The 16,923-nt window shown below is 67.0% G+C and carries 13 protein-coding genes; 3 read left to right on the forward strand and 10 right to left on the reverse strand.

Features of this window, described 5'->3' with window-relative positions; translation table 11 throughout:
• Nucleotides 1-23: 23 nt before the first annotated feature.
• The 3 genes from scpA to ABIB25_RS09610 all read right to left on the reverse strand — a co-directional run bounded on the left by scpA (nucleotide 24) and on the right by ABIB25_RS09610 (nucleotide 5,649).
• Complete coding sequence (gene scpA, locus ABIB25_RS09600; RefSeq protein ID WP_354528203.1) at nucleotides 24-2,225, reverse strand: methylmalonyl-CoA mutase; 2,202 nt, start codon at nucleotides 2,223-2,225, stop codon at nucleotides 24-26.
• Nucleotides 2,222-4,111 (reverse strand): methylmalonyl-CoA mutase family protein, encoded by a 1,890-nt coding sequence (locus tag ABIB25_RS09605; protein WP_354528204.1) that lies wholly within the window; start codon nucleotides 4,109-4,111, stop codon nucleotides 2,222-2,224. Before ABIB25_RS09605 ends, scpA begins: the two co-directional genes overlap by 4 nt.
• Before the next feature lie 62 nt (nucleotides 4,112-4,173).
• Complete coding sequence (locus tag ABIB25_RS09610; protein ID WP_354528205.1) at nucleotides 4,174-5,649, reverse strand: glutamate-cysteine ligase family protein; 1,476 nt, start codon at nucleotides 5,647-5,649, stop codon at nucleotides 4,174-4,176.
• Nucleotides 5,650-5,826: 177 nt separating this feature from the next.
• Here ABIB25_RS09610 and ABIB25_RS09615 point away from each other — a divergent pair, with 177 nt between their 5' ends.
• The gene (locus ABIB25_RS09615) at nucleotides 5,827-7,086 is read left to right on the forward strand and encodes an amidohydrolase (RefSeq protein ID WP_354528206.1); all 1,260 of its coding nucleotides are present in this window, start codon (nucleotides 5,827-5,829) and stop codon (nucleotides 7,084-7,086) included.
• A 31-nt stretch (nucleotides 7,087-7,117) separates the two neighbouring features.
• Here the strand turns inward: ABIB25_RS09615 and ABIB25_RS09620 are convergent, their stop codons facing one another.
• The 3 genes from ABIB25_RS09620 to ABIB25_RS09630 are packed head-to-tail and all read right to left on the reverse strand — an operon-like array spanning nucleotide 7,118 to nucleotide 9,028.
• Nucleotides 7,118-7,570 (reverse strand): gamma-glutamylcyclotransferase family protein, encoded by a 453-nt coding sequence (locus tag ABIB25_RS09620; RefSeq protein WP_354528207.1) that lies wholly within the window; start codon nucleotides 7,568-7,570, stop codon nucleotides 7,118-7,120.
• A 40-nt stretch (nucleotides 7,571-7,610) separates the two neighbouring features.
• The gene (locus tag ABIB25_RS09625; RefSeq protein ID WP_354528208.1) at nucleotides 7,611-7,940 is read right to left on the reverse strand and encodes a hypothetical protein; all 330 of its coding nucleotides are present in this window, start codon (nucleotides 7,938-7,940) and stop codon (nucleotides 7,611-7,613) included.
• On the reverse strand, nucleotides 7,934-9,028 hold the full coding sequence (locus ABIB25_RS09630; RefSeq protein ID WP_354528209.1) for a hypothetical protein: 1,095 nt from the start codon (nucleotides 9,026-9,028) through the stop codon (nucleotides 7,934-7,936). The genes ABIB25_RS09625 and ABIB25_RS09630 overlap by 7 nt, the downstream gene beginning before the upstream one ends.
• A 15-nt stretch (nucleotides 9,029-9,043) precedes the next feature.
• On the opposite strand from ABIB25_RS09630, the gene ABIB25_RS09635 reads away from it, so the two are divergent.
• Together ABIB25_RS09635 and ABIB25_RS09640 are read left to right on the forward strand one after the other, a co-directional pair.
• Nucleotides 9,044-10,450, forward strand: coding sequence for an NAD(P)H-quinone dehydrogenase (locus ABIB25_RS09635; protein ID WP_354528210.1), 1,407 nt, complete (start codon nucleotides 9,044-9,046; stop codon nucleotides 10,448-10,450).
• Nucleotides 10,451-10,845: 395 nt separating this feature from the next.
• Nucleotides 10,846-12,009: a S53 family peptidase gene (locus ABIB25_RS09640; protein WP_354528211.1), complete on the forward strand. Its 1,164-nt coding sequence runs from the start codon at nucleotides 10,846-10,848 to the stop codon at nucleotides 12,007-12,009.
• Between the two features lie 378 nt (nucleotides 12,010-12,387).
• Here ABIB25_RS09640 and glpK read toward each other — a convergent pair whose 3' ends face one another.
• The 4 genes from glpK to ABIB25_RS09660 all read right to left on the reverse strand — a co-directional run bounded on the left by glpK (nucleotide 12,388) and on the right by ABIB25_RS09660 (nucleotide 16,911).
• Nucleotides 12,388-13,905: a glycerol kinase GlpK gene (gene glpK / locus ABIB25_RS09645; protein ID WP_354528212.1), complete on the reverse strand. Its 1,518-nt coding sequence runs from the start codon at nucleotides 13,903-13,905 to the stop codon at nucleotides 12,388-12,390.
• A gap of 85 nt (nucleotides 13,906-13,990) precedes the next feature.
• Nucleotides 13,991-14,737: an MIP/aquaporin family protein gene (locus tag ABIB25_RS09650; protein ID WP_354528213.1), complete on the reverse strand. Its 747-nt coding sequence runs from the start codon at nucleotides 14,735-14,737 to the stop codon at nucleotides 13,991-13,993.
• Nucleotides 14,738-14,947: 210 nt separating this feature from the next.
• On the reverse strand, nucleotides 14,948-15,109 hold the full coding sequence (locus ABIB25_RS09655; protein ID WP_354528214.1) for a hypothetical protein: 162 nt from the start codon (nucleotides 15,107-15,109) through the stop codon (nucleotides 14,948-14,950).
• A 17-nt stretch (nucleotides 15,110-15,126) separates the two neighbouring features.
• Complete coding sequence (locus tag ABIB25_RS09660) at nucleotides 15,127-16,911, reverse strand: glycerol-3-phosphate dehydrogenase/oxidase (protein ID WP_354528215.1); 1,785 nt, start codon at nucleotides 16,909-16,911, stop codon at nucleotides 15,127-15,129.
• Nucleotides 16,912-16,923 lie beyond the last annotated feature (12 nt).

Genomic DNA, 16,923 nt, shown 5'->3' on the forward strand with positions numbered 1-16,923 from the left:
GATCTCGCCTGCCGCAGCCACCGTCACGGTGCGGAGGGCAGGCCGGAGCTGATCCGCCCCAACAGGTCGATGGCGGAGTCGGCGATCACCGTCCCGGGGCCGAAGACGGCGACGGCCCCGGCGGCCAGCAGATCGGGGATGTCGGCCGGCGGCACCACACCACCGACCACCACCACGATGTCGGGACGGCCCGCCGCAGCCAGCGCGGACCGGAGTTCGGGGACCAGGGTCAGGTGGCCGCCGGCCAGCGACGACACCCCGACGACGTGCACGTCGGCGTCGACCGCTTGCGCCGCAACCTCTTCCGGGGTGGAGAACAACGGCCCGACATCGACGTCGAAGCCCATGTCGGCAAACGCGGTGACGATCACCTTCTGCCCGCGGTCGTGGCCGTCCTGTCCCATCTTCGCCACCAGGATGCGGGGACGGCGGCCCTGCTCGGCCTCGAACCGGGCGCTCGCCGCGATCACCGCGTCCATGCTGGCGTGACCGGCTCCGGTCGAGGATGCTTCGGCTCGATACACCCCCGAAATGGTACGGATGACGGCGGAGTGTCGGCCGTAGACCTGCTCGAGAGCGTCCGAGATCTCGCCCACCGTGGCCTTCGCCCTGGCCGCCCGGACCGAGAGTTCGAGCAGGTTGACCGTGAGGTCGGCGCCGCTGCCGGATGGCCGGCCGGCGGCATCTGTCAAGGCGGCCAACGCTTCCCGAACCTGCTCGGGGTCACGGTCGGCGCGGAGGGTGGCCAGCCGGGCGATCTGCTCGCCCCGGACGGCCTTGTTGTCGACCTTGAGCACGTTGAGTGGTTCGTCGGTGGTGGGCGTATAGAGGTTGACCCCGATGACGTCCTGCGCGCCGGTGTCGATCCGGGCCTGGGTGCGGGCCGCGGCCTCCTCGATCCGCATCTTCGGCAGTCCGGCCTCGATCGCCTTGGCCATCCCGCCGGCCGCCTCGACCTCCTGGATCCGGGCCCAGGCCCGTTCGGCCAGATCGTGGGTGAGTCGTTCGACGTAGTAGGAACCGCCCCACGGATCGATGATGGCCGTCGTGCCTGATTCCTGCTGCAGCAGCAACTGCGTGTTGCGCGCGATCCGCGCCGAGAAGTCCGTCGGCAGCGCGATGGCCTCGTCGAGAGCGTTGGTGTGCAACGACTGCGTGCCACCCTGCGTGGCCGCCATCGCCTCGATGCAGGTGCGCGCCACGTTGTTGAACGGATCCTGCGCGGTCAGCGACCAGCCGGACGTCTGGCAGTGGGTCCGCAGCGAGGTCGATTTGGGATTCTTCGCCCCGAGTTCGGTGACTAGCTTGCACCACAACGCCCGTGCCGCACGGAGTTTCGCGACCTCCATGAAGAAGTTCATGCCGATGCCGAAGAAGAAGCTCAGGCGCGGGGCGAACGCGTCGATGTCGAGACCGGCCGCCTTCCCGGTCCGCAGGTACTCCAGACCGTCGGCCAGCGTGTACGCCAACTCGAGATCCGCGGTCGCCCCGGCCTCCTGGATGTGGTATCCGGAAATCGAGATCGAGTTGAACTTGGGCATTTTTGCGGCGGTGTAGGTGAAGATGTCGGAGATGATGCGCATGGACGGCTCGGGCGGATAGATGTAGGTGTTGCGCACCATGAACTCTTTGAGGATGTCGTTCTGGATCGTGCCCGAGAGTTGTTCCGGCGCAACACCCTGCTCCTCGGCCGCCACGATGTAGAGCGCCAGCACCGGGAGGACGGCCCCGTTCATCGTCATCGACACGCTGATCTGATCGAGGGGGATGCCGTCGAACAACTGCCGCATGTCCAGGATGGAATCGATGGCCACACCGGCCATCCCGACGTCACCGGTGACGCGGGGGTGGTCGGAGTCGTACCCGCGGTGGGTCGCCAGATCGAAGGCGACCGACAACCCCTTCTGCCCGGCGGCGAGATTCCGGCGGTAGAAGGCATTCGACTGCGCGGCGGTGGAGAAGCCGGCGTACTGCCGCACCGTCCACGGCTGCGTCGTGTACATGGTCGGGTAGGGCCCGCGCAGGAACGGAGGCAGGCCGGGATAGGTGTCGAGCGCGTCCAGCCCGGCGACGTCCGCGGACGTGTAGAAGTTTTGCACCGCAATGCCTTCCGGCGACAACCATGGCTCACCCCGTGTGCTACCTGGCGCGTCGGGATCCGGAATGGCCGCATCCGAACCCGGATCGCGCAGTGGCAGATCGGCGAACGATTTCGGGACCGTCATGAGGGCTCCCCGTCATTGGTGGGCTTGTCGGGAAATCCCATGGCGTGACGGGTCCGCAGCAGGAACTCCACCACGTCCTCACCGACGGCGAGGTGGTCGTCGACCAGGCCCGCCAACTCGGTGGAAGGTTTCCCGGCCAACAGGATCCGCTCGGCGCCGACCGCACGCAGGGCGTAGATCAGATCCTTGCCGGACTCGGCGTAGCCACGGTCGGAGCCGGCCAGGCAGACCACCTCGGGTGTACCGGCGGAGCGGTAGCCGGTCAGCACCTCCTTCACCGAACCGGTGACATCGCCCCCGACCGCGTCGATACCCCCGGCGGCAAAAGCGTTGGTGACGAACGCTGCTCGCCCGCTGTGCGCTGCCACCGGCCCGACGGTGGCGAGGAAGACCGAGCCGGGCACCGGCAGGTCCCGCATCGATTCGAAGGCCTGGGCCCAGGGTGAGTAGAACTGGTCGCCGTCGATGTCGAGCTCGACTTTCTTGCGTGACGGCAGTCTCTCGTGGGCCAGCGGGAACTCGCTCAGGCCGGTGATCGGCTGCCGGCGGGTGGCGACCAGGTCCTCGCGGTGTGCGGCGCCCTCGGCCCACCGACGGACCAGCGAACCGTCGTACAGGGCCTGAAGAACCGACCCGGACGCCTCGATCCGCTGGAACTCGGCCCAGGCGGCATCTGCGAGTTGCGCGGTGAGGGCTTCGACGGCGTAGGACCCACCGGCCGGATCGGCCGCCGCGGTCACGTGGGACTCGCCGATCAACAGGTGGGAGATGTTGCGCGCCAGGCGTCTTCCGAGAGGATCCGGAACCCCGAGGGTGCTGTCGAACGGCATGACGGTGATTGATCGGGCCCCGCCGACCCCGGCAGCGAACGCTGCGATGGTGGTGCGCAGCAGGTTCGTCCAGGGGTCGTACTTCGTCATCATCGGACGGGAGGTGACGGCCTGCTGCATCTGGCCCGTCCGATCGGCGGAGGCGCCGGACAGATGTGCAACCCGATCCCACAACAGCCGCGCCGCACGGAACTTCGCAATGGTGGCGAACTGGTCGTCGGTGGCGGCGTAGCGGAACTCGATCAGCCGCAGTGCGTAGTCGATGCCCCCGGGGATCTCGCTGAGCACACGCAGGTAGGTGGCGCCGACCGCCAGTGACCAACCGAGCTCGGCCGCGGGGCCAGCGCCACGCTCGTGGGCCACGGTCCCGTCGACCACGAAGCCCCTGATGCCAAGATCTCTTGCAGCGTGCGAGATGCGCCAGAGCGGCTTCTCGAGATCCACCGGCTGCGGGGTCTGCTGCGAGAGCCGCACCAGCCGACCGGCCGGGTCCGCGCCGATGTTCGAGTCCGGATGCAGAGTCAGTTCCCTGCGCGTCACGATCCCGCGCAGAGCGGACGTGACCTCGATATCGGTGGTGTCGCCCGCCGGATAGCACATGACCGGTGCCAGATCGAGGTAGACCTTCCGCAGGACCTTGTCCAGATGGCCCGGTTTGGTGCCGTTGCCACCGACACGCAGCCACAGCGAGCTGACTCCGCCGTCCAGATCCTCCAGCGCGGTCGCCGCGGCCGCCTTCGGGTCGGGATCCGCGATGTAGGAGCGGACGTCCCAACCGGCCCCGGTGGAGGCCGCGCCTCCGCGCAGGAACGGTGCCTGTCCTGGCGCGGTCGCCTCCGTCAGGCCGGACGTCGCGGCAGTGTCGCCGATCGCGGGGATCGGCAAGCCCTCGAAATCAGTCCGGCCGAGTACCTCGAGGACCCGGTCGTCGGGATCGTGCTGATCCATGCGCCCGGACCTGCGGACGACGGCCGCGGCGACCCGCAGCCAGTCGGGCCGGCCCACCGGCGCCGTACCGCTCAGCAGCAGGCGCGCTTCGTCATCGGGTCGAACCATCTACCGATAGTAGGAGGCGCGTCGATGTGGGGTCCCGCTGGGCTCCGGTCCTGTTGGTCGGGCTACGGAAGTTCCCAGGTGTGGACAGGCTCGTTGGAGTGCATGCCCTGCGAATACAGGTGCAGCATCTCGGTCAGCGCCCGGTCGCGATCCAGGCCCTTGGCCTCGAGTCGCCGGACGGCCTCGATCTGCCACCAGGCGCCGTTGCGTCGCAGCTTGCAGCGATCCTCCACCACCGAGAGATACCGATCACTGGTCGCCGCCGAGACACCCCAGCGGGCCAGACCCTCGTGGGCGAGCGGCAGCAGGTGCCGGAGGATGAGCTCGTCCCAGCTGACCTCTCCGAATCCGGGCCAGTAGAAGATCGCGTCTGCCCCGTGCCGGGCGCCGGAGTCGAAGTTGGCCTCGGCGGCGTCGAAGGACATCTTCGTCCAGACCGGCCGATCGTCGCTGGAGAGCATCTTCAGGGCACCGTAGTAGAAGGCGGCGTTGGCCAGCACGTCGACGACCGTCGGGCCGGCCGGCAGCACCCGGTTCTCCACCCGCAGGTGCGGAACACCGTCGACGACGTCGTAGACGGGGCGGTTCCAACGGTAGACGGTGCCGTTGTGGAGCCGGAGTTCCTGCAGCCGTGGAGCTTTCCCGGAGGCGAGCACGACTTCCGGTTCCTCGTCGCTGGTTTCGGGCAGCAGAGCGGGGAAGTAGCGGACGTTCTCCTCGAACAGGTCGAAGATCGAGGTGATCCACCGCTCGCCGAAGAACACCGGCGGCCGGACGCCCTGGTTCCTCAGCTCCGGCGAGCGGGTGTCGGTGGCCTGCAGGAAGAGCTCGGTCCGCGTCTCGGCCCACAGGTGCTTGCCGAACAGGTACGGAGAGTTGGCTCCCAGAGCCAGTTGTGGGCCGGCCAGTGTCTGGGCCGCGTTCCAGGTGGGGGCGAAGTCGGCCGGCGAGACCTGCAGGTGCAGCTGCACCGAGGTGCACGCCGATTCCGGGGCGATGGTGTCGGCGAACATCTTGAGGCTCTCCTGGCCGGTGATGTCCAGTTCCAGATCCTCCCGACGATGGGCGAAGATGGCCTCGCTCAGCGCCGCGTACCGCGGATTGGCGCTCATCCAGTCGTCGTGGAAGTGCTCCGGCCGCAACGTCGGCAGGATGCCGATCATGATGATCTCGGAACCGGATTTGTTCGCCTTCGACTCCGCGTGGTCCAGCGAACCCCGCAGCATGGTCTCCAGATCCAGCAACGAATCACCGACCAGCGGCCCCGGTGGGACGTTCAGTTCGATGTTGTACTGGCCGAGTTCGGTCTGGTAGGCGGGGTCCGCGATGGCCGCGAGCACGCGGGCGTTGGCCATGTCCGGCTGCCAGTCCTGGTCGACCAGGTTCAGCTCGATCTCCAGCCCGGTCAGCGGCTTGTCGAAGTCGAAGATGTGCTCGGCCAGCATCTTCTCGAAGACGTCGAGGCAGCGTCGCACCTTCTCCCGGTACCGCTGTCGCTGTTCGCGGGTGAAGGAGCCACCGGAGATGTCGTCGCCCATCGTGGTACCTCAGCGTTTCTCTCTCGCAGCGGGTGCTGGTCTGGGCCTGCCGATGAAGCGGGTGCTTCCTCTGCCGGGCACTGCGGGTTCGTGTGGACTTCGCGCGGACATAGCCAATCACACGGGTAACGTGGCCCGCGCCGGACCACGATCGAAAGACGGAGACGAGAAGTACAGATGAGATCCGAACCCATCTCCGATGCCGTGAACTCTGCCCGGAAGGCACCGGTGCCGACCGTGCCCGGCGCAGACCCCGGGTCCGGTCGCGGACCGGAGTGGCTCGACCGGTACCTGCTCGATCGACTGCCGGCACTGGTGGCGACCCGCCGCGACATCCACGCGCACCCGGAGCTCGGGCACGCCGAGTCGGCGACCTCCGCGGTGATCCTGCGTTCGTTGCGTGACGTCGGGATCACCGGCACCCTGTTGCCCAGCGGCACCGGTGTGGTGGCCGAGATCGGTTCTGGTGAGCGGCTTGTCGCGCTGCGCGCGGACATCGACGCGCTGCCGCTGCGGGAGGTCACCGGACTGCCGTTCGCCTCGACGGTGCCCGGGGTGGCCCACGCCTGCGGTCACGACATCCACACCACCGCGCTGATCGGCGCGGCCCAGGCGTTGGCGTCCGCCGGTGACCTGCCCGGCAGCGTCCGGCTGATCTGGCAGCCGGCCGAAGAGATGATGCCCGGCGGTTCCGAGGAAGTGATCGCCTCCGGTGCTCTCGCAGGTGTCGAACGCATCTTCACCATCCACTGCGACCCGCGGCTGGAGGTCGGCCGCGTCGGGCTGCGGGTCGGGCCCATCACCTCCACCAGCGACGTCATCGATCTACGACTTGCCGGTCCCGGCGGACACACCGCACGCCCTCACCTGACGGCTGATCTGATCCATGCGATGGGGATGGTGATCACCGGCCTGCCCAGCCTGCTCACCCGCCGGATGAATCCGAGGTCCGTCCCGGTGATGGTGTGGGGCAACGTGGCGTCGGGCGTGGCCGCGAACGCCATCCCGGAGTCCGGGACGTTGCGCGGCACCCTGCGGCTGATGGACCGCGGTGGCTGGGATCTCGCCGAACCGCTCGTGCGGGAAATCGTTGGAGCGATTCTGGCGCCGACGGGTTGCGGATTCACCCTCGACTACCAGCGCGGGGTGCCTCCGGTCGAGAACGATGCCGTGAGCACCGAGATCCTGCGGGCGGCGGCCACTACGGCCATTGGCTCGGAAAGCATTGCGCTGGCCGAACAGTCGACCGGTGCCGAGGATTTTGCGACCTATCTTGACCACGTGCCGGGGGCACTGGCCCGGGTAGGCGTCTGGGACGGTGTCGGGCCCCAGGTGGACCTGCACTCGCCCGGCTTCTGCGCCGACGAGCGGGCTCTTCCGGTTGCCGTCCGGCTGCTGGCCCTCACCGCGATGGAATCTTTCGACGTCCCGCGCTGATCGAGCCGGCCGGGCTTTTCCCGGGGGCCTGTCAGCTCCCGGTCGAGCGGCAGGGGCGATGGCGGAGGTCGCGGACGTACTCCGTCGGCGCGTCGGCCGCCTCGGCGCCGTCGGCGATGACGCCGAGGTAGCGGGCCGAGGGAATGCCGCCCTCGAAGGCCTGGAGGGCGTAGAGCCAGGCGAGCTTGGCTCCCTCGAGCGTCTGGACCATCACGCGGATCTTCGAGTAGAGGCCGAGATCGGCGCCCTCCCAGGAGTCCAGGGTGCGCTCGTCGGAGTCGGCCATGTCGTAGAGGACGACGAAGACGTTCGAGCCGGGCTCCTCGACCACGGTGGCCAGTGCGCCCTCCCAGCCGAGGTCCTCGCCGCCGAAGGTGAGGCGCCAGTTGGGCATCCAACCGGTCCCGGCCACCGGGGAGGACGGACAGCGCTGCAACATCTGCGCGGGGTCCATGTTGGACCCGTACGCCGCATAGAGAGCCATGTCGCGCAGCTTATCGGGCGCTGTTCCGCCGTCGCCTCTCTCACCCCAGGAGTGGCTCGACGAAAAGGGCGGGCCCGGGCCGGGCTGAGGTCGAGCCGACCTGCTCCAGATCGCCCGTCCGGACATCGAGCCGGACCATGTCGGGACCGGTCATGCGGCTGTTGAGCCCTGAGCAGCTGAACAACAGATGGTCGTGGTCCTCCCAGACCGGTGGTCCTTGTCCGTGTTCACTCGTCTCGGCATCCTGGGGCAGAACCAAGATCCGGGGGCGGCTGGCCTCCATTTCCGGATCGAAGATCGCCAACTGCGGTCGCTCGCCTTCACCGGTGAAGAGGAAGGTGTAGACCAGTTCACCTCCTGGCTTCAACAAGGTCGCTGCTTCCGCGTAATGCGGCCGTCGTGTTCCGTCCTGACGCAACAGATAACGACCGGACCGATCGCGGCGGACGGTGGTGCCGGTGACCGGGTCGAGTTGCTCGATACAGCCGAGTGCACCAGCTGGACTTGTTCTATTGTCTCGCGAACATCGTCGGTCGTTGCCAACAACTGTTCGGCCAACTGTTCGACGGCAAAACTGGCGGGCCCGCTCCACAACACCAGAAAAGCGATATCGGAGGCAAAGCTGGAGTACCGGGTGACCTCCTCGTACCGGGCAAGTGACATCGCAAGGTCAGGATCGAGTTCGACGACGTCCTGCGGGCGCGGCGGGTCGTTCGCCAATCGGATGCGATCGGGACCGGCCGACTCGAGCACCCCGGCGGCCACCAGGAGAGGCACGGCAAGGTCGAGTTCGTCGAGTGAGACCTCCGGTGACGCAGCCATCTCGATGCCGTGCAGCAAGACATCGAACCCGGGAACCACCTCGGTCCACGGCGTTCCGGTGACAGCAGCGACCGGTGACTCGCGTCGCTTCAACCAGCTCGGCGGGACGACCGGCGCCGGCCAGAACTGCACCAGCCAGACGTGTTCGTCCTCGTCCGTGTTCAGGCGGCAGCAGATCCGGGCCCGGAGGTCGCCTGGTCGGGCCAGCACGAGTTGAGCGGACTCGGCGAATCCGCTGGTGACCTGGCTCAGGCCGACGACGCCGGTCACGCTCCGAAAGGGCGTCTCGACCACGGTGTCCCACCTCGCGTCGTCACGGGCCGGTGCGCTGTCGTGGGACTCCAGACGCACGGGCTCGTAGGACCCGCATGCCGGACCGTCCAGCCATCCGGACCCGCCACGCCCGATGGTCCCGCAGGGTTGGGCGTCGGTCCCGTACTCGTCGAGAAGAGGGAGGTCGTCGTTCGTCTCTCCGGTGAAGTTGTCATAGCTGTCCCGAACCAGGAACGTCCCGTATTCCGGGCTGTATTCGTCGTCCTCGTAAGCCGCGAGAAGCGTCGTGGGCAGGGACCTTACCGTCGGTAGCCGTGATTCCGGTCCCGACCGATACGGTGGTCGCGTGGACGGCGGGCGCACGAGAGGTGAAGACCGATGACCAGGATCGTGATCATGGGTGGTGGCCCGGCCGGGTACGAGGCGGCGCTGGTGGCTGCCCAGTACGGCGCCCAGGTGACCCTCGTGGAAACCGATGGGGCCGGTGGTGCCTGCGTGCTGTACGACTGCGTGCCGTCGAAGACGTTCATCGCCTCGGCCGGCGCCAGGACCGCGGTGCGGGACGCCGGGGGGTTGGGCATCAGGATCCCCTCCGACAAGGTCGAGGTCGACCTCCGGGCCGTCAACAGCCGGGTCCTCTCGCTCGCGCTCAAGCAGTCGGCGGACATCGGATCCAAGCTGATCGCGGAGGGCGTGCAGATGGTCTTCGGTCATGCCCGGCTGGCCGATGCCGCCCCCGGCCTTGCGGCACACCGCATCGAGGTCACCGCTCCGGACGGGACCGTCACCGATCTGGAGGCCGATGTGGTGCTGATCGCCACCGGCGCCAGTCCGCGCATCCTGACCAGCGCGGTACCGGACGGGGAGCGGATCCTCACCTGGCGTCAGGTCTACTACCTCGACGAGATGCCCGAGCACCTCATCGTGGTCGGGTCGGGAGTGACCGGCGCCGAATTCGCCTCGGCCTACACCGAGATGGGTTGCAAGGTCACCCTTGTGTCGAGTCGCGACCGGGTGCTGCCGAGCGAGGACGCCGACGCCGCCGCGGTGATCGAGGAAGTCTTCACCGAGCGCGGGTCGGTATTGGCGAAGCAGGCCAGGGCGGAGTTGGTCGTCCGGGACGGCGACGAGGTGATCGTCACGTTGACCGACGGCCGGGAGGTGCGGGGTTCGCACTGCCTGATGACCGTAGGCTCGGTGCCCCACACTTCCGACATCGGTCTCGACAAGGTCGGGATCGAGGTGCCGGCAAGTGGTTTCATCCCCGTTGATCGGGTGTCCCGGACCTCGGTGGCCGGTATCTACGCCGCGGGGGACTGCACGGGGGTGCTGATGCTCGCCTCGGTCGCTGCCATGCAGGGACGGATCGCGATGTGGCACGCGCTCGGCGAAGGTGTGCCGCCGCTGCGGCTGCGGACGGTGGCGGCCAATGTGTTCACGCACCCGGAGATCGCGACCGTGGGCATCTCGCAGGCCGAGGTCGACGCCGGTACGGTGCCGGCGCGGACGCTGATGATGCCGCTGTCCACCAACCCACGCGCGAAGATGACCGGGATGAAGAACGGCTTCATCAAGCTCATGATCCGACCGGCGACCGGGATCGTCATCGGCGGGGTGGTGGTCGCCCCCGAAGCCTCCGAGCTCATCCTGCCGATCGCCCTGGCCGTCCAGAACGGCCTGACCGCCAAAGATCTGGCCTACACGCTCAGTGTCTACCCGTCCCTGTCCGGCTCGATCACCGAGATCGGCCGCCGTTTGATGCACTACGACGGCGATCTCGGCTGACGCCGGCCGGCCACACCGCACGCACGCCTCGGACCTCGGGTGACCGCCCTCGGCGCATACAGAAGTGCCCGGCGCATACAAAAGCATCTGTTTTCACCTGATTTGCCCGGAAAACGGCATTTCTATATGCGCAGCCCAAGTGTGCATGCGCGGGTGCCGGTGGCCGTGGTCTGTGTCCGTGTCCGCGGTGGTCGGTGTCCGCAGTCGGTGTGGGGCCGGTCCCTGCATCATGGGAATCAGCAGGATTTGCTGCAGAAGACAGCGTTGTCCCACTGAGAGTGACCCAGGATCACCCTTTCGCAACAAGTCTTGTTGTTCACAGGGTCTTCACATCTGATCGTTATTCGTGCAAACTACCGGCGTCCGGAGTTCTCACGAATCACCCAGGAGTATCGATGAGAAGAAGTGTCTTCGTTGTGGTCGCCGCTGTGGCCGCATCCCTGCTGATCGGTCCGGTAGGTCTGGCCGCAGCCTCGTCGGCGCCCGCTGCCCGCGGGCATCATGCGGGTCGCGTCTGTACCAGAGCCACTGCCGGGACCGCGTCGTGCGAGGCCCTCGTGCAGGAGGATGCCAACGGAAAGCCCCTGGCCACCGCCACTCCCGGCGGCTACGGTCCGGCGGACATCCGGTCCGCCTATGCGCTTGCCTCGTCCTCCAGCGGCGGGCGGACCGTCGCGATCGTCGACGCCTACAACGATCCGACCGCTGAAGCGGACCTCGGGGTCTACCGGTCGCAGTACGGACTGTCGGCCTGCACCACCGCGAACGGCTGTTTCCGCAAGGTCGGGCAGACCGGTGGGGCCGTTCCGACGACGAATGCCAGCTGGGCACAGGAGATCTCACTGGACCTGGACATGGTGGCGGCAACCTGCCCCGACTGCAAGATCCTGTTGGTGGAGGCCAAGAGTGCATCGTTCGCAAATCTTGCTGCCGCGGTGAACTACGCGGCGACGCAAGGTGTTTCAGCAATCAGCAACTCCTACGGCGGGTCCGACTCCTCGGCCAGCTCGGCATATGACCACCCCGGGATCGCGATCACCGCATCCACCGGTGACGGTGGCTACGGCATCGAATCGCCCGCTTCCTACGGGACCGTCATCGCCGTCGGTGGTACCAGCCTGACGAAGTCCTCCAACAGCAGGGGCTGGACCGAGGCCGCCTGGAGTGGTGCAGGCAGCGGTTGCTCGACGCTCAACGCGAAGCCCAGCTGGCAGACGTCCGTGACGCAGTGCTCGGGCAAGGCCAATGCTGATGTCTCCGCCGTCGCGGACCCGAACACCGGCGTCGCGGTCTACGACTCCACCGCCTACCAGGGCTCGAAGGGCTGGTTGGTGTTCGGTGGGACAAGTGCGTCATCGCCGATCATCGCCTCGGTGTATGCGCTGTCCGGCAACACTTCCGGCTACCCGGCCTCCTACACGTGGGCCCACACCTCGTCTCTCAACGACGTCACGTCCGGGACCAACGGCTCCTGCCCGACGACGATCTGGTGCACCTCTCGCACCGGATGGGACGGACCGACCGGCCTCGGCACACCGCGCGGTACTGCCGCGTTCTGATCTGCCCGTCGGATCGGTCGGAACGGCGATCCAATTCAGTCCCGCGTGTCACGGACTGCCTGGGATCACCGCTCCAGCGTGTCGGGGCGCATACCGAATCGTCGTGCACACATGGAAATGCCCGTTCAGCGCCTGATTTCGCGCTGAACGGGCATTTTCCTATGCGCCGGGTAGAACTGTATGCGCAGAGCCCGAGACGCGCCGGGTAGAACTGTATGCGCAGAGCCCGAGACGCTCCGGGACGAAAGGTCTGCGCAGAGCCCGAGACGCGCCGGAACGAACTGCGTGCGCAGAGCCCGAGGTGCGCCGGGACGAACTGCGTGCGCAGAGTCCGAGACGCGGCCGGGCCGAGGAGTCAGCGGACCGGCGGCGCAGGGGTCAGTCCTCGTTCTCGACCCAGTCGAAGGTCTTGGTGACGGCCTTCTTCCAGGAGGCATAGGCCTTGGCGCGGGCGCCTTCCTCCATGTTCGGCTCCCAGCGCTTGTCCTCGGCCCAGTTGGTGCGGATGTCCTCCTCCGAGGCCCAGAAACCGACGGCGAGGCCGGCAGCGTAGGCGGCGCCGAGGGCAGTGGTCTCGGCCACCACCGGACGGATCACCGGGACGCCGAGGATGTCGGCCTGGAACTGCATCAGTGTTTCGTTGACGACCATGCCGCCGTCCACCTTCAGTGCGGTGAGATCGACGCCGGAGTCGGCGTTCATGGCGTCCAGCACCTCCTTCGACTGGAAGGCGGTGGCCTCCAGCACGGCGCGGGCGATGTGCCCCTTGTTGACGTAGCGGGTCAGTCCGACGATCGCCCCACGTGCGTCGCTGCGCCAGTAGGGCGCGAACAGACCCGAGAAGGCGGGAACGAAGTAGCAGCCGCCGTTGTCGTCCACCGTCTTCGCCAGATCCTCGATCTCCGGCGCGTTGGTGATCAGTCCGAGGTTGTCCCGGACCCACTGCACCAGCGAACCCGAGACGGCAATGGAACCTTCGAGGGCGTAGATGGTCGGCTGGTCCCCGATCTTGTAGCAGACCGTGGTCAGCAGGCCGTTCTTCGACGGGACCTTCTCGGTACCGGTGTTGATCAGCATGAAATTGCCGGTGCCATAGGTGTTCTTGGCCTCACCGACCGACAGGCAGGCCTGGCCGAAGGTGGCCGCCTGCTGGTCGCCCAGCATGCCGGCGATCGGCACACCGGCCAGCACGCCGCGCGGCCTAACCTCGCCGTAGACCTCGGATGACGACTTGATCTCCGGAAGCATCGACAGCGGGATCTTCATGTCCTCCGCGATGGACGCATCCCAGGTCAGCGTGTCCAGATCCATCAGCAGGGTGCGCGATGCATTCGTGGGCTCGGTGATGTGCAGGCCGCCGTCCACACCGCCGGTCATGTTCCAGATCGTCCACGTGTCCATGTTGCCGAAGACCAGGTCGCCGGCCTCCGCCTTTTCTCTTGCGCCTTCGACGTTGTCGAGGATCCAGCGCACCTTGGGCCCGGAGAAGTAGGTGGCCAGCGGCAGTCCGACCTTGTCCTTGTAGCGCTCCGCCCCGCCACCGAGTGCACCCAGCTGCTGGCAGATGGCGTCGGTGCGGGTGTCCTGCCAGACGATGGCGTTGTAGACCGGCACCCCGGTGTTCTTGTCCCAGACCATCGCGGTCTCGCGCTGGTTGGTGATCCCGACGGCGGCGATGTCGGAGGCCTTCAGATCGGCCTTGGCCAATGCACCGGCCGTGACGGCCCTGGTGTTCTCCCAGATCTCGATCGGATTGTGCTCCACCCAACCGGCTTTCGGGAAGATCTGCTCGTGCTCCTTCTGATCGACGGCCACGACCCGGCCGTCGTGGTTGAAGATCATGCACCTGGTGGAGGTGGTGCCCTGATCGATCGCTGCTACGAACTGCTCGCTCATGGAGGTGGTCCCTTTCGTCACTACGAGGAATGGCTTCGGTCACTACGACAGTGGAATGAACGGTGGTGCAGGTGCGGCCGGAGGATCAGCCGGCCTTGACGGACTTGATCAGATCAGCGGCGTCGGTGGCCTTGAAGATCAGGGCGGCCAGGACCGCACCGACGATCGGTCCGACGATGGGAACCCAGGCGTAGCTCCAATCCGAGGAGCCCTTGCCCTTGATGGGGAGAATGGCATGAGCGATGCGCGGACCGAGATCCCGCGCCGGGTTGATGGCGTAACCGGTCGGACCGCCCAGTGAGGCGCCGATCCCGACGACGACCAGGGCCACACCGAGGGCACCGATCGATGCGGGCGTTCCGCCGGAAATCAACACCCAGAAGATGAGGACGAAGGTGGCGATGATCTCCGTGACGAGGTTCCACCCGTAGTTGCGCATGGCGGGCCCGGTCGAGAAGACCCCGAGTTTCTTGCCGGGATCGGGCTCGGCATCGAAGTGCTCCTTGAAGGCGAGCCAGCAGAGGACAGCACCCAGGAAAGCGCCGAGAAGTTCGGCCGCGAAGTAGACGAACGCCTGTTGGGCGGAAATACCGCCGGTGATCCACAAACTGATCGTGACAGCGGGATTGAGATGGGCGCCGGTCGGGAAAGCAACATACACGCCGGCGAAAACGCCGAGTCCCCAACCAAAGCAGATGAGAAGCCATCCTCCGTTCTCGCCTTTGCTGCCTTTGAGGATGGCAGTGGCGACCACGCCACAACCGAGAAGGAGAAGCACGGCGGTGCCGAGCGTCTCGTACAGAAAGATGTGTCCCAGGCTGACGGTGCTCAACGAGAGTCCTCCATTGGACTTGTGCCGGCGTCATTGCCGGTAGGGTTGATTTCTCCGTCGATAGAGGTATCGACGGAGTGCAAGGGCCGAATGAAAATTCGACGCTGAACCTTCGGGCGCAGAAATACTCTCCGACACCACGAACCGTGCAGTTGGCGCCCCAGTTGCCCGTGAAGCCGATTGGGCCGACTCAGCCATGGGGTCGGTCTGTCAGACGGGACCCGCCAGCGGCTGCCCCCGATCGGCGTCCGGTTCGATGACACGGCCCCGGGCGCCGGCCGCGAGGAGCACGGTCGACGTCAGGAGCACGCTCGACGTCAGGAGCACGCTCGACCCCCGGAGCACGCTCGAGACCAGGAGCTTGGTGCTCACCACACGACTGATGAGCACTAGAGGCCCTGGGCTTTCTTGCCCTCGCCCACCCCCGCGGCCGGCACTGCTCCGCGCTCGCCAGGAGTTTCGGCTCCGACACGGACCTCCGGTGCCCCCATTCGGGCGGCGTCGGCCGTCTGGTCGTCCGGCATCCGCTGCGACTCGATCTCGGCCTTGACCCTGGCGCGGTAGTGCTCGACCTCGTTGGCCACGGCCGCGTCGTCCCAGCCCAGGAGTGGGGCCACCAGTTCGGCGACCTCCTGCGCGGCGGCGTCGCCCCGGTCCCAGGTGTCAACCGAGATGCGAGTCCGGCGGGCCAGGATGTCGTCCAGGTGTAGCGCACCCTCGTGCGAGACGGCGTACACAGCTTCAACTTTCAGGTACTTCGGTGCGCTGTCCAGCGGATCGCCGAGGGAGGGTGTGGCGGCGATCAGCGCCACCACCTCGCGGATCAGGCTGCCGTAGCGGCCGAGCAGGTGCTTGACCCGCGGCTCGTCGAGACCGACCTCGACGGCCAGCTTGTCCTGGTTGTTGGCCAAGGCCTGGTATCCGTCCGCGCCGATCAACGGGACCTTGTCGGTGATGGACTTCCCGATCTTGCCGGGCAGCTGCTCGACCGCGGCGTCGACGGCGTCCTCGGCCATCACCCGGTAGGTCGTGTACTTGCCGCCGGCCACGATCACCAGGCCGGGCACCGGAGAAACCACGGCGTGCTCGCGGGACAACTTGCTGGTCTGGTCCTCCTCGCCGGCCAGCAGCGGACGCAGCCCGGCGTAGACACCGACGACATCGTCACGGGTGAGCGGCTTCTCGAGCAGTCGATTGGCCTGCGCCAGGATGTAGTCGATGTCGCTGCGGCTCGCAGCCGGGTGGGCGAGATCGAGGTTCCAGGGCGTGTCGGTGGTCCCGATCACCCAGAAGTCATCGCTCCACGGGCACGGGATGATGAACAGCAGGCTCTTCTCGGTCTCGGTGATGAGACCGGTGTCGGAGTCGATCCGGTCTCTCGGGATGATCACGTGCACGCCCTTGGAGGCGGTTACCTTGAACTGGCCCTTGCCGCCGACCATCTGCTGGATGTCGTCCGTCCAGACGCCGGCCGCGTTGACAGTTGTCGTTGCCTTGACCTCGATCTCGCGGCCGGACTCCAGATCGCGGACGATGGCGCCGATCACCCGCTGCCCGTCCCGCAGGAAAGACGTGACCCGGGCGCTGGTCGCCACCAGGGCGTCGTAGGACGCGGCGGTGCGGGAGATCATCATGGTGTGGCGGGCGTCGTCGAGCTGACCTTCGTAGAACATGATGCCGCCCTTGATCCCGCCGATCTTGCCCCCACGGAACGACTGCAGCGTCTTCTTCTTGGACAGGTGCTTGAGGTGACTGGGCACCCCGCGGCCGGCGCCGAGGATGTCGTAGACACCGACGCCGGTTCCGACATAGGCGCGGTCCCAGGCAAAACGCTCGAGCGGGTAGATGAACTTGACCGGGTGGGCCAGGTGCGGGCAGAGCGTCTCGAGGATGAGCTTGCGCTCCCGGAGGGCCTCGAAGACCAGGGAGAAGTTGAGCTGCTTGAGATAACGCAGCCCGCCGTGCACCAACTTGGAGGATCGGCTGGACGTACCGGAGGCCAGATCGCGCGCCTCCACCAGGGCGACCTTGAGGCCACGACTGGCAGCATCGAGCGCAGCTCCCGCACCCACCACGCCGCCGCCGATCACCAGGACGTCGAACTGGGTGTTCGCCATCTGGTTCAAGGCGTCCTGGCGGTTCTCGGGGCTCAGCGCGGTGGACAGGAAACTCATCTTCTACTCCTC

Source organism: Nakamurella sp. UYEF19, from assembly GCF_040546275.1.
In the GTDB taxonomy this organism is placed as follows: Bacteria; Actinomycetota; Actinomycetes; order Mycobacteriales; family Nakamurellaceae; genus Nakamurella.

What these genes read in the sequence shown, in the direction of transcription:
- ABIB25_RS09605 (WP_354528204.1), bottom strand. Translation starts at nt 4,111, where the DNA reads ATGGTTCGACCCGATGACGAAGCGCGCCTGCTGCTGAGCGGTACGGCG.
- ABIB25_RS09620 (WP_354528207.1), bottom strand. Translation starts at nt 7,570, where the DNA reads ATGGCTCTCTATGCGGCGTACGGGTCCAACATGGACCCCGCGCAGATG.
- ABIB25_RS09615 (WP_354528206.1), top strand. Translation starts at nt 5,827, where the DNA reads ATGAGATCCGAACCCATCTCCGATGCCGTGAACTCTGCCCGGAAGGCA.
- ABIB25_RS09635 (WP_354528210.1), top strand. Translation starts at nt 9,044, where the DNA reads ATGACCAGGATCGTGATCATGGGTGGTGGCCCGGCCGGGTACGAGGCG.
- scpA (WP_354528203.1), bottom strand. Translation starts at nt 2,225, where the DNA reads ATGACGGTCCCGAAATCGTTCGCCGATCTGCCACTGCGCGATCCGGGT.
- ABIB25_RS09660 (WP_354528215.1), bottom strand. Translation starts at nt 16,911, where the DNA reads ATGAGTTTCCTGTCCACCGCGCTGAGCCCCGAGAACCGCCAGGACGCC.
- ABIB25_RS09610 (WP_354528205.1), bottom strand. Translation starts at nt 5,649, where the DNA reads ATGGGCGACGACATCTCCGGTGGCTCCTTCACCCGCGAACAGCGACAG.
- glpK (WP_354528212.1), bottom strand. Translation starts at nt 13,905, where the DNA reads ATGAGCGAGCAGTTCGTAGCAGCGATCGATCAGGGCACCACCTCCACC.
- ABIB25_RS09640 (WP_354528211.1), top strand. Translation starts at nt 10,846, where the DNA reads ATGAGAAGAAGTGTCTTCGTTGTGGTCGCCGCTGTGGCCGCATCCCTG.